The 19,534-nt window shown below is 42.5% G+C and carries 17 protein-coding genes; 11 read left to right on the plus strand and 6 right to left on the minus strand.

The annotated features are described in order from the left end of the window. Nucleotides 1-51: 51 nt before the first annotated feature. The gene (locus NK987_RS11330) at nt 52-1,185 is read right to left on the minus strand and encodes a hypothetical protein (RefSeq protein WP_259263928.1); all 1,134 of its coding nucleotides are present in this window, start codon (nt 1,183-1,185) and stop codon (nt 52-54) included. A gap of 272 nt (nt 1,186-1,457) precedes the next feature. Between NK987_RS11330 and NK987_RS11335 the strand changes: the two genes are divergently transcribed. The 11 genes from NK987_RS11335 (at nt 1,458) to NK987_RS11385 (ending at nt 11,646) form a co-directional block, all read left to right on the plus strand. Beyond that, nucleotides 1,458-3,173, plus strand: a complete 1,716-nt coding sequence (locus NK987_RS11335) for an IlvD/Edd family dehydratase (protein WP_259263929.1) — start codon at nt 1,458-1,460, stop codon at nt 3,171-3,173. Between the two features lie 12 nt (nt 3,174-3,185). Then, the gene (locus NK987_RS11340; RefSeq protein ID WP_259263930.1) at nt 3,186-3,950 is read left to right on the plus strand and encodes an SDR family NAD(P)-dependent oxidoreductase; all 765 of its coding nucleotides are present in this window, start codon (nt 3,186-3,188) and stop codon (nt 3,948-3,950) included. A gap of 123 nt (nt 3,951-4,073) precedes the next feature. Beyond that, complete coding sequence (locus NK987_RS11345) at nt 4,074-4,517, plus strand: DinB family protein (protein ID WP_259263931.1); 444 nt, start codon at nt 4,074-4,076, stop codon at nt 4,515-4,517. A 2-nt stretch (nt 4,518-4,519) separates the two neighbouring features. Then, on the plus strand, nt 4,520-5,182 hold the full coding sequence (locus NK987_RS11350; RefSeq protein ID WP_259263932.1) for an acetoacetate decarboxylase family protein: 663 nt from the start codon (nt 4,520-4,522) through the stop codon (nt 5,180-5,182). Continuing rightward, nucleotides 5,166-5,948 carry an SDR family NAD(P)-dependent oxidoreductase gene (locus tag NK987_RS11355; protein WP_259263933.1) on the plus strand — a complete coding sequence of 261 codons (783 nt, stop codon included), beginning with the start codon at nt 5,166-5,168 and terminating at the stop codon, nt 5,946-5,948. The genes NK987_RS11350 and NK987_RS11355 overlap by 17 nt, the downstream gene beginning before the upstream one ends. A gap of 78 nt (nt 5,949-6,026) precedes the next feature. Continuing rightward, nucleotides 6,027-6,674 carry a hypothetical protein gene (locus NK987_RS11360; RefSeq protein WP_259263934.1) on the plus strand — a complete coding sequence of 216 codons (648 nt, stop codon included), beginning with the start codon at nt 6,027-6,029 and terminating at the stop codon, nt 6,672-6,674. 37 nt (nt 6,675-6,711) lie between these two features. Next, on the plus strand, nt 6,712-6,930 hold the full coding sequence (locus tag NK987_RS11365; protein ID WP_259263935.1) for a hypothetical protein: 219 nt from the start codon (nt 6,712-6,714) through the stop codon (nt 6,928-6,930). After that, nucleotides 6,921-7,376 carry a type II toxin-antitoxin system VapC family toxin gene (locus NK987_RS11370; RefSeq protein ID WP_259263936.1) on the plus strand — a complete coding sequence of 152 codons (456 nt, stop codon included), beginning with the start codon at nt 6,921-6,923 and terminating at the stop codon, nt 7,374-7,376. The genes NK987_RS11365 and NK987_RS11370 overlap by 10 nt, the downstream gene beginning before the upstream one ends. 13 nt (nt 7,377-7,389) lie before the next feature. After that, complete coding sequence (locus NK987_RS11375; RefSeq protein ID WP_259263937.1) at nt 7,390-8,688, plus strand: M20/M25/M40 family metallo-hydrolase; 1,299 nt, start codon at nt 7,390-7,392, stop codon at nt 8,686-8,688. 177 nt (nt 8,689-8,865) lie between these two features. Then, a complete protein-coding gene (locus NK987_RS11380; RefSeq protein WP_259264049.1) occupies nt 8,866-10,647 on the plus strand; it encodes an alpha-amylase family protein in 1,782 nt (593 codons plus the stop codon). Nucleotides 10,648-10,734: 87 nt separating this feature from the next. Continuing rightward, complete coding sequence (locus NK987_RS11385) at nt 10,735-11,646, plus strand: diacylglycerol/lipid kinase family protein (protein WP_259263938.1); 912 nt, start codon at nt 10,735-10,737, stop codon at nt 11,644-11,646. 49 nt (nt 11,647-11,695) lie between these two features. On the opposite strand, the gene dnaN is transcribed toward NK987_RS11385, so the two are convergent. From dnaN to NK987_RS11410, 5 genes are all read right to left on the minus strand, one after another. After that, the gene (gene dnaN, locus NK987_RS11390) at nt 11,696-12,820 is read right to left on the minus strand and encodes a DNA polymerase III subunit beta (RefSeq protein WP_259263939.1); all 1,125 of its coding nucleotides are present in this window, start codon (nt 12,818-12,820) and stop codon (nt 11,696-11,698) included. 137 nt (nt 12,821-12,957) lie between these two features. Beyond that, a complete protein-coding gene (gldG, locus tag NK987_RS11395) occupies nt 12,958-14,646 on the minus strand; it encodes a gliding motility-associated ABC transporter substrate-binding protein GldG (protein WP_259263940.1) in 1,689 nt (562 codons plus the stop codon). Continuing rightward, complete coding sequence (gene gldF, locus NK987_RS11400; protein WP_259263941.1) at nt 14,643-15,365, minus strand: gliding motility-associated ABC transporter permease subunit GldF; 723 nt, start codon at nt 15,363-15,365, stop codon at nt 14,643-14,645. Before gldF ends, gldG begins: the two co-directional genes overlap by 4 nt. A 4-nt stretch (nt 15,366-15,369) precedes the next feature. Next, complete coding sequence (gene gldA / locus NK987_RS11405; RefSeq protein ID WP_259263942.1) at nt 15,370-16,275, minus strand: gliding motility-associated ABC transporter ATP-binding subunit GldA; 906 nt, start codon at nt 16,273-16,275, stop codon at nt 15,370-15,372. A gap of 453 nt (nt 16,276-16,728) precedes the next feature. Further along, nucleotides 16,729-19,386, minus strand: coding sequence for a DUF5686 and carboxypeptidase regulatory-like domain-containing protein (locus NK987_RS11410; RefSeq protein ID WP_259263943.1), 2,658 nt, complete (start codon nt 19,384-19,386; stop codon nt 16,729-16,731). Nucleotides 19,387-19,534 lie beyond the last annotated feature (148 nt).

Raw genomic sequence — 19,534 nt, forward strand, 5'->3', positions numbered from 1 at the left:
TAAGAATAGATAAATAAAACCTAAGCTCATCACTCAGGTTTTTTTTGCCCATTACCTAGGAGTTAAAAACTTATCAAGAGGTTTGTAGTATCCGCTAACACAGTTTTTATCACTAGCCTCACAGCCTGTAGTAACTAAGACTGTTGAATTGTCAATGAGACAGATAGAGGTGATAAAGGTCCCAATAAGACCTACATTATCGAGAGGGAACAATTTTATAGATTGCTCATTCATTGACATACGAAAAATCGATTCCCCTTCAATGAGGACAATGGTGCCGTTTATACTTGAAAGGTTATCAAAAGAAATCCCAATACGCCTTCTATCTTCATTGGAAACTTGGCCAGAATTATATGTACCTATCAGCTCAGGGTTTTTTCCTGACAGGTCAGACTTATAAACCTTCAAGGGGAATGTTTCCCATCCATCACCTACAAAAGTGATGATTTCGTTACCTACCTGCACAGATTTGGTGTAAAATTCAAAACGCAGTTCCATATTCCCATTTTGGTCAAAATCAAAAGTCTTATTTCCGATCGTGACCCGCATGAAGTTTTCAAATACTTTAAAACCATTTATTGTTACCCAATCATCGAAAAATTCCTCTTTGATTAGTTTCTTTTCCAATATCTCAACCTTGCCGTCAATGACAGCTGTCTTGAGCCAAAGGAAATTAGGGGTGTATTTTGATACTCCGGGACTTTTTGGTGCACCATAAGGTGCCAGCACGTGGCCTTTTGAATCAATACCAATCTGATCACCATACCCGGAAACAATTTGTTTGAAATCATAAAATCCCGGATCAAGATCCTTCATCTTGATGACAAGGGCATCTTCTTCAAAAGGTTTTCCAATCGGCAAAAGGATAAGCTCATCGGAATTGATGGTGGCCATGAGTTGGTCCGAGATGGGAAGCCTATAGAGGAAGTTGTCAGGTAAAAAAGCACTGAGATCAGAATATTTGTTTATTCCAAATAGGGTCGCCTCACTGAATATTCTTGTTTTAGACGCAGCATATAGCTTTCCGTTGATTTCTTTGGCATGTGTAAGTCCTTCTTGGAAACTTAGCGACTGTTTCCAAAACACAGCCACTTCTTCTTTTGGGGTTTCAAATGTGCTACAGGAAAAAAAAGAAAAGATGCCAATGAAGATCAAAAGAATCGGAAAACGGGTTGAACTTTTCATAATGAGTATCCTGGCTTCGTGATAATCTTCAAACGCTTAAAACTAAGAATTATTATTATAACATGATCCAATTGCTGGTATTTTCATTTTTGAATAGGTAAAAAAAGTTTGATTCTTTATCCAAACAAGTGACTTTCTACTTGGCTTATCCAATTGAACAGGCGTAGACACAAACCATTTGCCTCCGCAGGTAACATTTTTAAATATCTTTTCCCTTTCCTCCAAAACATTTCCTAAATTCTGCGCCAATTCAAACCAATAAACCCATTGTCATGGAAGAAAAGAAATTGCGAAGCCAAGAGTGGTTTGGCCGCAAAGGAAAAGACGGTTTTATCTACCGCGCATGGATGAAAAACCAGGGATTTCCCCACCACCTTTTTGAAGGCAGACCGGTCATCGGCATCTGCAATACCTACTCCGAACTCACACCCTGTAATGCACATTTCCGCGAACTAGCCGAAGCCCTCAAGCGGGGAATCTGGGAAGCCGGCGGATTTCCATTGGAATTTCCGGTAATGTCTTTGGGCGAATGCTCCATCAAACCTACCGCCATGCTATTCCGAAATCTCGCCAGCATGGACGTGGAGGAAAGCATCCGCGCCAATCCCATGGACGGTGTAGTCCTGATGTGCGGTTGTGACAAAACGACACCATCCCTAGTCATGGGCGCCGCCAGTGTCAACTTGCCCACCATCGTCGTCTCCGGTGGACCGATGCTTGCAGGAAGGTTCAAAGGAAGAAAAATAGGTACTTCTGATCTTTGGAGATTTGCTGAGGAATTCAAAAAAGGTGAACTCTCTCAGGAAGATTTCACTGCTGCTGAAGCTGCCATGGCGAGGTCGCAGGGACATTGCGCACCGATGGGAACAGCCTCTACAATGGCTGCCATGGTAGAATCTTTGGGTTTGGCATTACCCGACAATGCCACCATTCCGGCAGCTGATTCGAGGAGGAAAGTACTTGCCCATATGTCAGGAATCAGGATTGTGGAGATGGTCAAAGAAGACCTCAAGATGACCGACATCCTTACCAGAAAATCTTTCGAAAATGCAATCATGGTCAACGCCGCTTTGGGTGGTTCTACCAATTTCATCCTCCACCTTTTGGCCATAGCCGGTCGGATCGGGGTAGAATTGAATATTGATGACTTTGACAAATTCTCTTCTCATATTCCTTTGATAGCCAATGTGCAGCCATCAGGTGAAAATTTTGTGGAAGACCTTTTTTATGCAGGTGGGTTGCCTGCAGTAATGCGGGAAGTTTCTTCCTTATTGCACCTCGATACCATCACCGCGAATGGAAAAAAACTCGGCGAAAACATCCTGAATGCAGAATGCTGGGACAGAAACCTGATCGGAACTTTGGAAAAACCCTTCAAACCAGAATCAGGCATTGCTGTACTGAAAGGAAATCTTTGTCCTGAGGGAGCGGTTTTGAAACCTTCCGCAGCCACTCCTTCCCTACTCCAACACAGAGGTCAGGCGGTGGTATTCGAAGATATTGATGACTATAAGAAAAGACTGGATGATCCGGATTTGGATGTCACGCCGGATTCTGTTTTGGTACTGAAAAATGTTGGGCCAAGGGGCTATCCCGGTATGCCGGAAGTAGGCAATATGCAACTGCCCATGAAAATCATCCAACAGGGAGTGAAAGACATGGTGAGGATTTCGGATGGAAGGATGAGCGGAACTGGTTACGGTACCGTGGTCCTTCACGTTTCCCCCGAATCTGCGATTGGCGGTAACCTCGCCTTGGTGCAAAATGGGGATTGGATAGAGCTGGACGTACCGAACCGTACTTTGAATTTGGAAGTTTCGGACGAGGAACTGGCAAAAAGGAGAGCTTCCTTTCAGCCTGTACAGCTAGGGTATGACAGGGGTTATGTCAACATGTTTATACAAAATGTAACTCAGGCGCATGAAGGCGTGGATTTTGATTTTCTAAAAGGAGCTTCAGGGCCTGAAGTCAAAAGAGACTCACATTAATCTGATTTGATTATGAAAAACCATGATAAAGTTGCCCTGATCACCGGAGCCGGTCAGGGCATCGGCTTGGAAATCGCCAGGGTATTGGCGAGTAATGGGCTTCACATTATTTTGAATGATATTGAGAAAAGCCTGACAGAAGAAGCCGTGGCGGAAATTCTGAAAGAAGCCAAAGGAAAAGTTTTGGGGATATCCGGGGATTCGGGAGATACGGTATTCATCCAGGAAATGGTCGGTTTGGCAGAACGGGAGTTTGGGAAGTTGGATATTGTCGTCGCCAATGCCGGAATTACCCTATACGGTGATTTTTGGGAATATTCTCCGAATGATTTTTTTGAGGTAATGCGGGTCAATGCAGGTGGTACTTTTTTCCTTGCCCAAGCAGCAGCCAGGTTAATGAAAAAACAAAAAACCGGTGGTTCGCTTCTTTTTACCTCCTCGGTGACTGCCCATCAGGCACATAAAAACCTTGCAGCATATGCCATGAGCAAGGCAGCAATTGAAATGTTGGCAAAGAATTTGGTAATCGAATTATCAGAGTACCACATCAATGTCAATACCATCTCACCCGGCGCTACATTGACTTCCAGAACGGCCTCAGATCCTGATTACGAAAAAACTTGGTCCAAAATCACGCCCATGGGCCGGCCGGCTTCAGTCAGGGACATTGCACAGACAGCTGCGTTTTTGATATCCGACGAAGCAAAACATATCACCGGGCAAAACCTCATCATTGATGGGGGATGGACCTGCATCAGTCCATCTCCTTACAATTAATTCAAAAAATCATTTCTTGGTTTGAAATTAAAACTAATATTGCACGATAATTACCAACTAAAGACTCTAATCTATTTTACAACACATCCGGCCTAACCCCGGAAACCAATCCAACGCCCACATATGAAAATTGCCATCCATGACCTTTTGGAGTATATCCAAAAGAGCAACAACTCCACAATTGACCTTTTGGTTGAAAACAAAGCAAACCTCCCACAAAAAGCCATTGAAATTTATAGCCATATGATCAACGCTCACCATGTGTGGAATGCAAGGATCCTCGGAAAAAAACCATTTTTCAAAGTTTGGCAAACCCATTCCGTAGAGGTTTTTTCGGAAATGAATGAAGAAAATTACCTGATTTCCAAAAAAATACTTGACAACAATGAACTTGATAAAATAATCTCATATCAAAATACCAAAGGTGAGAAATATCAAAATACCATCAAAGACATCATGTTTCACATCATCAACCATTCAAGTTACCATAGGGGCCAAGTCATGATGCTCGTCAGAGAGGCCGGTCTGGAACCTATCCCTACAGATTATATCCTCACAAAAAGATAGCCATGAACGGACCCCAAAAACCTGAATACTACTTTCCCGGTCCCTGGAAATTAAAAGGCGAAGGCATTATCCTTGCCTATAAATTCAAGAAAGATTGGGTAGAGCAAAACGGGTTTTTGAAGGAAGAATTAAAAGGGAAATTCAAAGGAGGCTTGGGATATGTGATGCTCGTAAGGTATACCGTATCCCCTGCCGGACCTTACAATGAATTGCTTTTTATTCCCGGAAAATTCAGTCCTGAAAACAGACAGACCATCACCAAAATCTATGTGGATTCCAAATCAAGCACCGAAAATGGCCGGTACAAATGGGGAATCCCAAAAGAAACAGTTCCCATCATCTGGCTCAAAAACGGAAAAACAGAAACCATAGGAGTTGGGTCTGAGGATGACCCGGTTCTTTTTTGCAAGATCAGTTCGGGTGGAATACCTTTTCCTGCCAGCACAAAACTCCTTCCGATCAGACTTTTTCAGGAATTGGAAGGGAAAACATTTTTGACCGACCCAAAAGGTTATGGGTGGGGAAAGTTTGCCAAAATAGAATCTATGAAAGTGAATTCCGATTTTTTTCCGGACATCAGCAAACTCAAACCACTACTTTGTGTGAAGATCAATCCGTTTACCATGGAGTTTCCTTTGCCCATACAAAATGGTGATCAGCAATAAGCATATCGTAATCACCGGTGCTGCCTCCGGGATAGGAAAAGAGCTGGTCCTCGAACTTGCAGGAAGCGGTAATAAAATCCTAGCCATTGACATCAATCAAGAAGGTTTAGAAATCCTTTCCAATAAATCTTCCCAAATCCATACCCTGACTTTAGACCTAACCAAAAAGGATAGTGTCTCAGCAATTTTTGATTGGATCCAACTCAACTGGAAAACCGTTGACTACTTTTTTGCCAATGCGGGCTTTGCAAAATTTGGGCCTTGGGAGGATACAGATCAGGATACTTTCGCCAAAATGCTTCAAATCAACGTCCTATCCCCTATTGAAACGGCCAAAATTTTGAAACAAACCCAGGCACATTACTCTTGTCGGCTGGTCGTGACTGCCTCCGCAATGTCTTATTGGCCTGTCCCAGGGTATGCCGCTTATGCTGCTACCAAAGCTGCGCTCCACCATTTTGTGGAAACTTTAAGAAGCGAAGGAGATGGGGATTGGATAACCTTGGTCTATCCCGGCGCCACGGAGACGGATTTTTTCAAAAATGCCGGAAAAGAAATCCCCAAAGCCTTTCCGGTCCAAACGGTCCAAACAGTAGCGCGTCATATCCTACAAGGTGTTTCCAAAGGAAAAAAGAAAATCTATCCTTCAAGGCTTTTTCAGGCAACCATGCTGATCGACAGAATTCTGCCTGTCTTCAAACCACTTTATTTTTTATTAGAAAGAAAAAAACTGAGAAAATGGATCGATGATAAGAACGGTGGCTAATCATACATGAAAGGCATCTGTTTTTTCAAAAGAAAACAATAAATTGGAAATGAATCTGAAAGACCAAATCCAACACTTATGAAATCCAGAACCCTGCCCCTCTTACTTCTCGCCATGACGGTGATATTTTCCTGTGCCAAAAAAGAAGAAGATACCCTACCCATGAAAGTCGCCAAAGCGTATGGCTATGAGAATTTTGACAAAATTAATTCCATAGCTTACCAATGGAATGTGCAGCCAAATCCCGAAACCCTTCGAACCAGGAATTGGAAGTGGAACATCAAAGAAAGGACTGTGGAATTTGCTGACGCTGACACGAGCTATACCTACAGCCTTGACCTCCCAAAAGAGCAAATGCCGGAAGCTGATGGCGGCTTTATCAATGACAAATATTGGCTGATGTTCCCCTTTCAGCTGGTTTGGGACAAAGGATATACCTTCACTGTATTAGAAAACGTCAAAGCCCCTATTTCCGGATTGCCTACGACACAGTTGACCATCGTCTACAATGATGTCGATGGCTATACTCCGGGAGATGCCTATGACTTGTTTTTGGATGAAAACCACCTGATCAAAGAATGGGTTTTCAGAAGAGGGAATGGCTTAGAAGGACGACCGATAACTTGGGAAAATGAGCAGGAATTCAAGGGGATCAAGTTTGCTACTGAACATAAAAATGACGCCGGGGTAAAATTTATCTGGTTTTCAGATATCGTGGTGGAATAAATTACAGTTAAATTAGGTGGATTAAAATAGGATAAACATGAAAACTTCCGAAAAAATAGAAGAAATCCTTCATGATATAGATGCACTTGGTGACAAAGAACAACTGGAAATTTTGGAAAAATTGATCCTAAAGCTAAGTCCACATACCTCAAGTAATACAGGGATAAAATTATCGGATCTACAAAATCTAGGTTCTGAAGTTTGGAAAGGAGTTGACTTGGACAATTATATTAAAGAAGAACGGGAGTGGGATTAAAACCGGAATTTTTGCAGAAACTTTATTTTTTGGATACTGCTCCATTAATATATTTGATTGAAGGAAATTCCCAATATCAAGAAACATTGAATGTATTTTTTAAAGCCAATGAAGATGGGGGAATCTTAATGGCATCGTCTGTTTTAACTATCACCGAGATTTTAATTCAACCTTTTAAATTGGGTAAATATGAATTGGCCTTGAAATACAGGCAAATTCTTTCCGGTTCCGATAATTTCAATATTTTCGATATCAATCAAGAAACAGCATTTCAAGCAGCAGAGTTGAGGGCGAAGTATGGTATAAAAACCCCTGATGCTATCCAAATTGCTTCCGGAATCCAATCAAAATCTGACTATTTTTTAACAAATGACTTTCAATTAAAAAAAGTAAAAGAGATTGAAGTCATATTGATTAATGAGCTTTCAGAAATTATTTTAAAATAAATGAACTAAGAAAATGAAAATCCGATCACTGTTCTTCCTTCTCACATTTCTCCTTTTTTATATACCTTCCTTTTCGCAAAACCTTTCCAAAACGGAAAAGCAACTGATAGAAACAATTGACAAAAACTACAAGGAAACATTGGCGCTGCTGGAGGAGGGAGTGAATATCAATTCCGGGACTTTCAACATGCAGGGTGTACGGGAAGTAGGCAGGGTCTTCGAGAGGGAATTTGCAAAAATCGGGTTTGAAACTGAATGGTTTACTCTACCGGATTCGCTCAAAAGAGCAGGACATTTTGTAGCTACAAGAAAAGGTACCAAGGGTAAAAAGCTGTTTTTCATAGGTCATCTGGATACTGTTTTTGAAAGAGACATGCCTTTCTATCCTTTTACCATGGTCAACGACTCCACGGCCAAAGGGCAGGGCGTCAATGACATGAAAGGTGGAAATGTGATGGTCTTTGCGACTTTGAAGGCAATGGAGGAATTGGGTTTGTTAAAAGATCGGACTGTCACGGTTTATTTTCCAGGCGATGAGGAAAATGCCGGCAGTCCCTCATGGGTAAGTAGATTGGACTTTGTCGAAAGGGCCAAGCAACATGACTATGCTTTGGGTTACGAGACAGCACAGGGATTCAATACGGCCACTATTGCCAGAAGAGGTGCAAGTGGATGGACGTTGAAAACTACCGGAAAACAGGTTCATTCCTCAGGTGTTTTCAGGGAATCGGTGGGGTACGGCGCTATCTATGAGGCCGCGCGGATCCTCAACCAATTCAGGGAAGAATTGGCAGGCGAGCAATACCTGACATTCAATCCCGGCCAAATCATCGGCGGTTCAGACATCAGCTATGACGGGGATACAGGAGCCGGAGAAGCATTGGGAAAAACAAACATTGTGTCAAGGGAGGCTTTTGTGACAGGTGATTTGAGGTTTCTTGGTGAAGCCCAGAAAGAGGCAACGCGTGAAAAAATGAAACAAATCGTAGCCCAAAACCTGAATGGGACCACGGCAAGCATTGAATTTGAGGATGGGATTCCCTCTATGCCTCCGACAGAAGGCAATATGGGGTTGGTCACCATCCTGAGTCAGGTAAGCTTGGACATGGGGTATGGTGAAGTAAAAGCTGGAGATCCGGGTTCAAGGGGCGCAGGTGACATTTCTTATGTCGCAGATTACCTTGATTGCATCGATGGACTTGGCGCATCCGGTACAGGTGCCCACTCCCCCGCCGAAACCATTAACATGAAACAATACCCCCATCTGATCAAAAGGAGTACTTTGTTTGTTTATCGGTTATTGAATTTGTGATTCATATAAACCAAACCGGATTTTTACTTTGTGTTTTTGTGTCTTCGTGGGAAACAACTTTTTATATTTATCCCCATGAACAAACTTCCTACCCAAATCACCTTTTTTGCAACCGTGCTATCAATCCTGATCTGTTGCAACTCGCCCCAGACCCAAATCCCTGAAGCCAATACCAAAATGGAAACTCCAAATAAAGTGATCGTTTATCAGGTTTTCACCAGGCTTTTTGGCAACACCAATACCACCAACAAACCATGGGGAACTTTGGAAGAAAATGGCGTTGGAAAATTCAATGACTTCACGGACAAAGCACTATCAGAAATAAAGTCTTTGGGAGTCACCCACATTTGGTACACAGGAGTGCCCCATCACGCTTTGATCAATGATTATACCGAATATGGCATTTCCAATGACGACCCCGAGGTAGTCAAAGGGAGGGCAGGTTCGCCTTATGCCGTCAAAGACTACTATAATGTCAATCCTGACCTAGCAGAGAATCCGGAAACACGATTGGAGGAATTTGAAGCCTTGATCGCAAGAACGCATCACCAAGGCATGAAAGTCATCATAGACATTGTCCCCAACCATGTTGCAAGGAGATATGAAGGAAAAAGCAATCCCGAAGGAGTAAAGGATTTTGGCGCAGGTGACGACACTTCGGTCGAATACAAAAGAAACAATAACTTCTATTATATACCTGGCAAGGATTTTAAAGTTCCGGCACCATTGGACAATTACAAGCCTTTGGGAGGCAAAGCACATCCATTGGTAGACGGAAAGTTTGATGAATCTCCCGCCAAATGGACAGGAAACGGTTCACGTGAAGCCCAGCCACACTTTCATGATTGGTATGAAACGGTCAAGATCAACTACGGAATCAAACCGGATGGCAGCAAGGATTTCATAGAATTGCCGGCTGACTTTGCGCAGAAAGATTACAAAGCGCATTATGAATTCTGGCAAGACAAAGATGTCCCCGATTCCTGGGTCAAATTTAAAGATATAGCCTTGTACTGGATCGAAAAAGGCGTGGATGGGTTCCGCTATGACATGGCAGAAATGGTTCCTGTGGAATTTTGGAGCTATATGAACTCTGCCATCAAGATGAACAATCCCGATGCTTTCCTTTTGGCAGAAATATACAATCCCAAGGAGTACCGGAATTATATCCATTTGGGGAAAATGGATTACCTCTACGACAAAGTAGAACTTTACGACACGCTCAAAAACATCATGCAGGGAAAGGGCTCCACGGACAACATCCTCCCGATCCAAAAGGGATTGGCAGATATTGACAAGCACATGCTACACTTTCTTGAAAATCATGACGAGCAACGCATCGCAAGTCTGGGATTTGCAGGCAATGCAGAAAAGGGAAAACCTGCCATGGTCGTGTCGGCTATGATCGGTTCATCGCCAACGATGATATATTTCGGACAGGAAGTCGGCGAACCCGGTGCTGAAAAAGCCGGATTTGGATCTCCGACGAGAACATCCATCTTTGATTATATCGGTGTTCCCCATCACCAGAGATGGATGAACGGAGGAAAATTTGATGGAGGACAATCATCTGAAGCTGAAAAATCCCTGAGAGACTTTTATAGCCGACTCTTAAATTTCACCAAAACAAGTCCTGCTTTAGCAGGAAATTTTACAGACATACACAGCCATAACAGACAAAATACCGAATGGTATAATGACCGGGTTTTTTCATTTGTCAGATGGAATGAAAACCAAAAACTGGTCATCATTTCCAATTTTGATGCATCCGAATCCTACGGATTTGACCTTGAACTTCCCTCCGAAATCATCCAAACCTTGGGTCTGAGTGAAGGCGAATACCCGCTGTCTGAAAAACTGTATGGCGCTGTCAATCCTGTTTTGAAAATCCAGGAAGGGAAGGGAAAAGTAAGGGTAGAATTGAAGCCTTTGGAGAGTTGGGTATTAGAAATCCTATAGATTTACGAAACCAAGCCTGGTAATAGTGCTTTCCGTTTCCCAATAAACCCACCTATATTCTGATACCCTGATCTAGATATACGGAAAATGGCAGATACCCCACACATTGCCTTCATCGTCCACGGAAAAATTAAAGCCAAATCCCGATTATTGGCGAAGCTCTCAGAGCATTTCCAATCTATTGGAACCTTGACATTCTTCACAACGAAACCGGATATGTGTGGATTAAAATGCTCTTCGGAAGCTCTTCGAAAAGGCGCAACTATATTAATTGCTGTGGGAGGTGACGGGACTGTCAATGAAGTAGCAAATGCCATTTTAACCAATCCAAAAGCTTCAGAGCTAAAAATGGGTATTCTTCCTTTTGGAAAAGGAAATGATTTCTGTAGAAGTTTAGGAATAACCAAAGACTTGGCCGCCCTCCGAAAAAATATTCTTTTCGCCAAATCAAGACTGATTGATGTTGCAGAGTTGGAGTTTACCGGAAAAGGGGGAACGCCATCTAAAAGGTATTTTGTTAATATTGCCGATGTAGGGTTAGGTGGATTTGCTACCCAGATGCTTCGAACAGGAAGGTCCATTTGGGGCTCCAGTATGACTTATTTCTTTGTCATTTTACGCTCCTTTTTATTTTACAAACCAGTCAAAGTCAAATTCTTTTCTGAAAATTTTGAATTAGAAAGTCCGGCAATGAGTATCTGCATGGCAAATGGAAAATACTTTGCTAGTGGTTTAGGAATTGCGCCGGAAGCCAAAGTTGATGATGGATTATTAGATTGGGTTTTTCTCCTCAAAATCTCAGTTTGGGATTACTTGAAAAAACTTCCACAACTAAAAAAAGGGAGGAAAATCCAACACCCCCAAGTATCCTATGGTCAAGGGACGCAATGCAAAATCACCGGTGAACATCCAATACCTATAGATATGGATGGGGAGTTTGTTGGCTTTACACCATTGACATGCAGAATTGCGCCCTCCGCTTTATCCATTTTGGCATAAAAAAAAGGAACCGATTTCTCGGTTCCTCTATTTTTTTGAAAATCTAATTTTATACGTAGTTGTTTAACATTACCGGCATCACCAGCATCAGGATATCTTCATTGTCTGACTTGCCAGATGGTACGATCAACCCTGCCCTGTTTGGTGCAGAAAACTTCAAAGTCACTTCTTTGGAAGAAAGGTTATTCAACATTTCCACCAAGAATTTTGCATTGAATCCGATCTCAATATCTTCACCGTCATGGTCACATGACAATCTTTCATTTGCTTCGTTGGAGAAATCAAGGTCTTCAGCAGAGATCTGCAATTCACTTCCTGTCAATTTTAACCTTACCTGATGGGTAGTCTTATTTGCATAGATGGCGATCCTTCTCAGTGAACCCAAAAACTCCAACCTGTCGATGGTCATGTGGTTTGGATTGTCCACAGGGATGACATTTTCATAATCCGGGAATCTCTCATCGATCAACCTACAGATCATCTTGATGCTGTTGAATTTGAAGTAAGCGTTGGAATTGTTGAACTCAACTGCTACCGGAACATTTTCGGAAGGCAGAGTTGATTTCAAAAGGTTGAGTGCTTTTCGCGGGATGATGATGCTTGCACCATCTGCTGCTGCTACATCTACCCTTCTGTATCTTACCAATCGGTGTCCGTCAGTAGCAACAAAAGTAGTGTTGGTGCTGCTCAGGTTGATATAAACCCCGGTCATGGCAGGTCGCAACTCGTCGTTGCTGGTTGCGAAAATCGTATTGGAGATCGCAGAGCTCAATATTTCAGTAGACATGTCCACTGAGGTTGGGTTAGTCACCGTTGGGATTTTTGGGAAATCCGTTGCGTTTTCCCCTGCCAGCTTGTAGCGTCCATTGTCAGAACTGATTTCGATACTGTAAGTATCTTGGTCAATGCTGAAAGTGACAGGCTGTTCAGGAAGGTTTTTAAGTGTTTCGATCAGAATCTTTGCAGGAACAGCAATGTTTCCGTCCTCCCTTGCCTCGACATCTATCTCTGTAATCATGGAAGTCTGCAAATCAGACGCTGTAATGGTCAATTTCCCTGCTTTGATTTCAAAAAGGAAATTTTCCAAAATCGGAACCACTGGATTGGTAGTTACTACGCCGTTGATTGCTGAAAGCTGTTTTAAGAGTGCATTAGAAGAAACAATAAATTTCATATGGGAGGGTCTTTATTTTCGTTTTTTATTGAACATGGTAAATTTATAAATAAAATTATAAAAGCTGCCCTTGACTTACACTTTAGAGTAAAAAAATCAGAGGCTTGAAGGATATTTTACCAAATGTTTTTTGAATTTCAACTTCTTTTGGAAAATGTCCGCTTTTTGATGCTGATCCAAACCATCCCCAAGATCGAGAATAAAACCACAGGTACAAGAATGTTGATTACCTGCCATTTTGATTTCTCGTTTTGCACCTTGATTTTGTTGAGGGGGCGGATCTGAAACTGTTTGGTCCTGGTGGCAATAATACCCTCAGGTTCTACAAGATAACTGATCGCATTCAATAGAAGCTGACGGTTGGCATACTGCACATTGCTAAATGGATCTTGTCCCAAAGGCAGATGATTTCCATCTGTGGGAGTGAGATCGCTTTGGAAAAGACTGCCCGTTCCGGCCACAATGACTTTCCCTTGAGATCCAGATTCCTTGAAACCCGTTTTGTCGGCAGCATCAGGTAGAAACCGATTTTTGAAAAAAGAAGTAAAATTTCCTTCCAGTAAGTATAGCAAAGGAAGGTTTTTCAATCCAAATTCATTGAGGTCGGGCTCATTTTCCATGTCTACAAATGCCAATCTTACCGGTGCAGGGGATTTTTTGGAAAAATCCGAACTGAAAATCAAAGGGGTTTTTCTAACGCCATCTGCCTTTACAGTATCCAAAGAACTTGAAAACTTAAACATCACCTGATCCAATCCTTTGGTGATGGGGTGTGAAGCCATCTTCCCTGCCAAAACAAAAAACGGCCAAGGCAGTGGGACCAACTGTTGCTGATCTCCAAAATTACCTGCCATGACAGGATAGCGACCAAAATTCATGTCCTGAATCAAATCTTTGTTGACCCGGACGCCATACCTGAAGAGCAACTGGTCCAGACCATTTTCAAAAGGCATGGCCACCGTACCCTCTCCGCCAGCCTGCGCCATGTCATAAGCCAAGGCATCAATCATAAAAATGATGTTTCCCCCATTCATGAGGTATTGGTCGAGGAGATAAATTTCCGTTTCTGTGTATTTTTCCTTTGGCCCCGAAACGATCATAATTTTGAAAGGGTCTAAGTCAGAAGGTTTTTTTGCCTGCTCCAAGGGGACTTTGTACACCTCATAATTATCAGCGAGTGCCTCCACAATCCCAAATCCCTCATCAACACTCAGTTCTCCCTGCCCCATGGCAAGTCCAATTTCAAAAGCCTGTTTGCTGATCAGTTTTCGGATTCCGTTGATCAATTCAAATTCAAGATTTTCCACAGATTGGTTGAGCACCTGATCAGGTCCCATACCCATTTCTCCCCTTAATAAGAGCGAACCGGTCTCAAATTCAGCATTGCGGATGATTACACCCGGGAAAATGAGTTTTGATTTTTGCCCGCCATCTTCATTGACATAAAGGTTGGTGGGATTGATGCCGTATTCTGACAATCCTACGATATAGTCTTCTTGTTCCTCTTTTGGCAAGGCCAAGGGATCCTGATAATAAAAAGTAATTTTTTGGCTGCTGTAAGCATTGAATGTTCTGATCTTCTCCTCGATTGAGCGCTGAAGCCTCCTCATGCCGCCGGGGAGATTACCGGTAAGTAATATTTCCACTTCCAAAGGTTCTTCCAATGATTCCAAAACCTCGACGGTCGCAGGATGGAGGGAATACCTTTTGTCTGAAGTCAAGTCAATTCGATAAGGAACCAATTTCGCCAAAACCCAAATCACAACCAGGATACCGGCAATGATTCCAAGATTTTTTATAAGCGATATGTTGGCGGATCTCTTCATTTTCTACGGATTAAAATTCCCGTCAAACCCAACATCAATACAATCACGGAAAGAAAATAAGCAATATTCTGTGCGTCAATCACCCCCCGACTCATACTTTGGTAATGATAACTCAGGCTCATTTCTTCCAAAAACAAAGCAAACGGACTCATCACCTGAAGCTGCACCAAGGCCGTCAGCCCAAAATAAAGCAGGAACGAAATAAAAACTCCTAAGATAAATGCCACGATCTGATGTGAAGTCAAGGCCGATCCCAATATCCCGATAGAGGCAAAAACCGCCCCTATAAACACCAATCCGATCCATGAACCAAAGAAACCTGCATGGTCAATATTTCCCACAGGATCTCCCAACTGAACGATACTGTAGTAGTAAACCAAGGTGAGAAGCAAAGCCACCACGATCAAAGTCAGGGCAGCAGCGTATTTGGCAACAATGATTTTGGGAATGGAAAGCGGGGAAGTCATGAGGATTTCCCATGTTCCGGACTTCCTTTCCTCGGCAATCATCTTCATGGTAATGGCCGGAACAAGGAATGTGAAAACATAAGGAGTGTACACGAATAAGGGCTCCAAGTCTGCAAATCCATATTCCAAGACGGAAGTGTCAGGAAATACCCAAACAATCAAACCCAACGAAACCAAAAAGACCCCAAGGATAAGGTACCCGCTCAGGTTACTGAAAAATCCATTGACTTCCTTCCAATACAGTGCACGCATCGGCTTAGCTTTGGGTGATTTGGTGAAAAATAGATTCGAGGTTCTTTTCCTTTAGCTGAATGCTGACGAGTGTCAGATTCCTTTCCTGAAGGATTTGAAGTAATTCTTTTCTTGCAACAGCGGCATCTTTTACCTTAAGCTGAATGGCTTTATCGGAGTTGGAAAAAGTGATTTCGCCTATGGGCGCAAACCATTCCAACAAAAGGGATTCCTCTGTTTCCAATATCAAAACTGATTTGCCTGCTTCGGATTTTAGGTTTTTCAAGAGGTCCGAAGCAACGATTTTTCCTTTGGATATAATGACAACTTTGTCGCAAATGGCTTCCACTTCCTGCATGATGTGGGTGCTGAGAATCAATGTTTTGTTTGCGCTGATATTTTTGATCAGTTTCCTTATCTCTACCAGTTGGTTGGGATCGAGGCCTGTGGTGGGTTCATCGAGAATAATCACTTCCGGATCATGGATGAGTGCTTTCGCCAAGCCAACCCGCTGTCTGTATCCTTTGGAAAGTTGGGATATTTTCTTGTGGGCTTCGACTTCCAATCCACAAAGCGGAATCAGTTCTTCAATCCTATTTTTTAGGGAATTTCCCTTTAGTCCGTAAAGTCCCCCTATAAAATCCAAAAACTCCCGGATGTACATGTCATGGTAAAGCGGATTGTGTTCGGGAAGATAACCGACCAAGCGGCTGACTTCTTTGGGATTCTGAAGGACAGAAAGTCCATTGACAAGGACATCACCCTGATCGGGCAAAATAAAGCCCGTCGCAATTTTCATGGTGGTGGATTTGCCGGCACCGTTAGGACCCAAAAACCCCAAAACCTCTCCCTTCTCTGCCACAAAAGAAACCTCATCCAGCGCCTTTTGGGAACCGTAAGTTTTTGTCAGCCTGTTTACTTCTAATGACATGTGTGGGATTTGGGTGGCTAAATTAAGGACTTGTCATGGCTTAATCAAAGTCTATAAACCAAAAAAGGCTTCTAAGAAGCCCCGATGAAAGTGAAATAACCAAAGGTTATTCATCTTTATTGATATTAAACCTTACAGATGCCAATATAGAAGGCTTTGCGGTAAAATCAAAATTTGGGATTGGTTAATGGGTTAATGGGATAAAAAGTTGGAAGGTTGAAAAGTTATAAGGTTGGGTGAAAGGGTTATTTGGTAATTTGGTTAAAGGTTAATAAGGTCGACAGTCCACGAACTACAGACCACTCCTTCCAGGAGGAGGGAAACCCCGAATTATTGATTCCACTATTTGAAAATATTTATATTTCAATGAAGCGATGGATTCAAAAACAATATCCTAATATCTTAATATCCCAATATCAAATTCTAGAAAACATAACCTCTTACTTAGGAGATTTAATCCTCAAAATTCACATTAATAAAGCTGGCAATGCCAAACCGGAATCCTCCTCTTTGGTAATTGCTGTTTTCGAAGCCGGCACCCATTTCTACCCTGAAGATCCTGAAGAGATTATCTAAAGAGTAACCGACTTCCCAATAATGGGGGGAATTCTGGGTTTTGAGGTAATTGAAAAATATATTTTCTCTCACACCTGAAAACCGCAACATCGGTAACTGGGTCAGCAAAAACTTCCTGAACTGGTAATGTACAATCCCGCTGACATACTGGGTCTGGGTGCTATATTGGTAGTAATCCAAAAACCTGTAATTGGCCGCCACTCCCATATTGGCAAAGATGGTTCTGTTACCGCCAAAATGTTTGAAATCCATGAAATACACTCGGTCATTGTTTAAGAATGCCCCAGCACTGACATTGAAATCCAATTTGCCGCTCACCCCAAAGTTGAAGAAATGCTCAATACTTGCCTCCACAAAATCAAATTTGGAAGCCATAGGATTGTTGAAAACTCCGGGAATTGCTTTGGTATACCGGAAATTGACTAAAGGGGCGGATTCGTACAATGGATTTTTTCTGCCATTTCTGACATAGTATTTCAATCCAGGACGCCATTCAAGGTTATTGGTCCAGATTAATGCGTGATGGTTTTCAAACGCAACGGGATCTGCTTCGATATTGACAGGACGGTTTGGCGTATATTCCCGTTCAGCCCGCTTCCAAAGGCTGACATCAGAATTATTGAACAATTCCCTTCGGTAAGCATAAGTTACATTGGTGCGGAAAGTGACGGCATCTGTAAACCTATGGCTATAATATCCTTTCAGAAATGATTGCTCGTAAAGCTTCATGTAATTTTGCCTGAAAAGCAGAGAATAAGCCATGTTGACTTGCTCGGAAATGGGGTTATCACCATTGAACTGGAAGATATATTGTCCTCCCGTCAACCCAACCGTATATCCCGGCCTGCCTTTGTTGACCGACCTACGGATATCAAGCGTTCCATAGAGTTGGTCGCTGGAAAAACCATATCGTACTTCAGGTCTGAAATTCCACGTCCGGCGATGCATCGTCACTGAATCGGCCATTTTGGTACTTTTTTCAATCCTATAAAAGCCCGAAAGTCCGAATTTGAAACCTTCCACCGTGTTGAAGGAGATTTTTGTCAGGTTGGTGTGAAAACCTGCCGACCTGCCTTTGCCGAAGGAATAGGATCCTCCCGTCAGGATTTCTCCAGGCTTGAATCCTCGTCTAGCCTTTTTGGCAACGCTGTCCACCTCACTGATTTTGGCAGCTTCAACTACTGCCAAACTATCATCTCTTTGGTAGCCACGAATTTCCTTTTCGGTCAGCTTTACAGGACGGATGCTGTCCCAATAGCTCAAATCTCTTTTTTTTGCCAAAGAATCGATGGTATAATTCCTGTTTGAAACTACCTCCGCTTCTTTGCTTTGTTTTAATTCTTCTTTTTCATATTCATTGACAAGCTTCCTGAAATCTTTTCGTGTCATTTTATCCGCTTGGGCCATTTGCTCCAAACTTGACACGCTTTTATTGAAAGCAGTGACATCCTTTGGTACTTCTGTGACTTTCTCGTCAATGATTTCTGTCTCGGCAATCATATCAGGGTTGAGTGTCACTTTGTAGTCGCGGGTGGAAGCTAGGTATTTGTATTCCCCTGCAAAACCAAAAAACTTCCCTCCAAAAGTGTAAGTATGCGTGGAAGGCATCCAGACATTCTCGGCAACAGGCTGGTAAATCTGCTTGACTCCAATAGAAAACCCAAGCAAAGATGTCGTCAGATCCAGGGAGTGAATAGCCCAAAGGTCTTCAATAATATAGATGTACCCTTCAAAAACCCTCTCCCCTCTTGACCTTGGCGTCACTTTGATCCTATTGATCATGACGCCGTTTTCTACAAAAGAACCTTCATATTTGAATTGGTAGTAGGCAAAGGCAGACGGCGCAAGTGGTGTGACTGCTTCATTGATTTTGGCATTGTAAAAACTCGTCGCAATGTAAGGCGCAGGAGAAGTGGCGTTGTTATCCCCATTGGTACGGATGCTGATTACTTTTTCTTCGACAGTATTGGGCTGCTTGAAAGTAATTTGAGAGACCGACTCCGTGGTGTATGCTTCATCGAGTTTGACCCCCTCTTTTTCCAATTCTTTTTTCATGAAAAAAGGAGCGTCTGTCAGTTGGCCGGTACCCTTGAGGTAAACCATCATGCTGTATTCCTGCACCTGAAGGCGATGGAATTTGGCTTTGGAAATCGCCTTCCGCATAATCGTCAAAGCCGGATCTTCCTGTTTTGTTTTGACCGTCACCTCCTGCAAGGCGTAAACCTGCTCATCCAGTTCAAAGTTAAGTTCCACCCAATCCTCCAAGACCACAACTGTTTTAACTTCCGAAGCAAAGCCCAAGTATTGGGCTAGTACATCATAAACCCCTTTTTTGAGGCGGAATTCATATTCCCCATTTTGGTTGGTCGGAACGCCGTCTCCTAGGTTCCGGACGTAGATGGAAGCAAACGGAAGCACTTCCCCGGATTTTGAAGTGACTTTCCCTCTGATCCCTTGGGCATTGCCCTCGATAATAGAAGCGAGGAGGAAAAAACACAAAAAGATTGGTATTAAAAATCGTTTGGTAAGGCTCATGGTTGTGGTAGTCAATGGTGTTGGAAAAATAATATTTAATGTTCTAACGAGCCAATTTTATTGTGGTTGTTGACAAAAATTAACGATAGATAAAGGTATTTAAGGATAATTGAGAAACCGATAAAAGTTAAATGAATACCAAATAGGT

The organism is Aquiflexum gelatinilyticum (assembly GCF_024813435.1).
Classification (GTDB): domain Bacteria; phylum Bacteroidota; class Bacteroidia; order Cytophagales; family Cyclobacteriaceae; genus Cognataquiflexum; species Cognataquiflexum gelatinilyticum.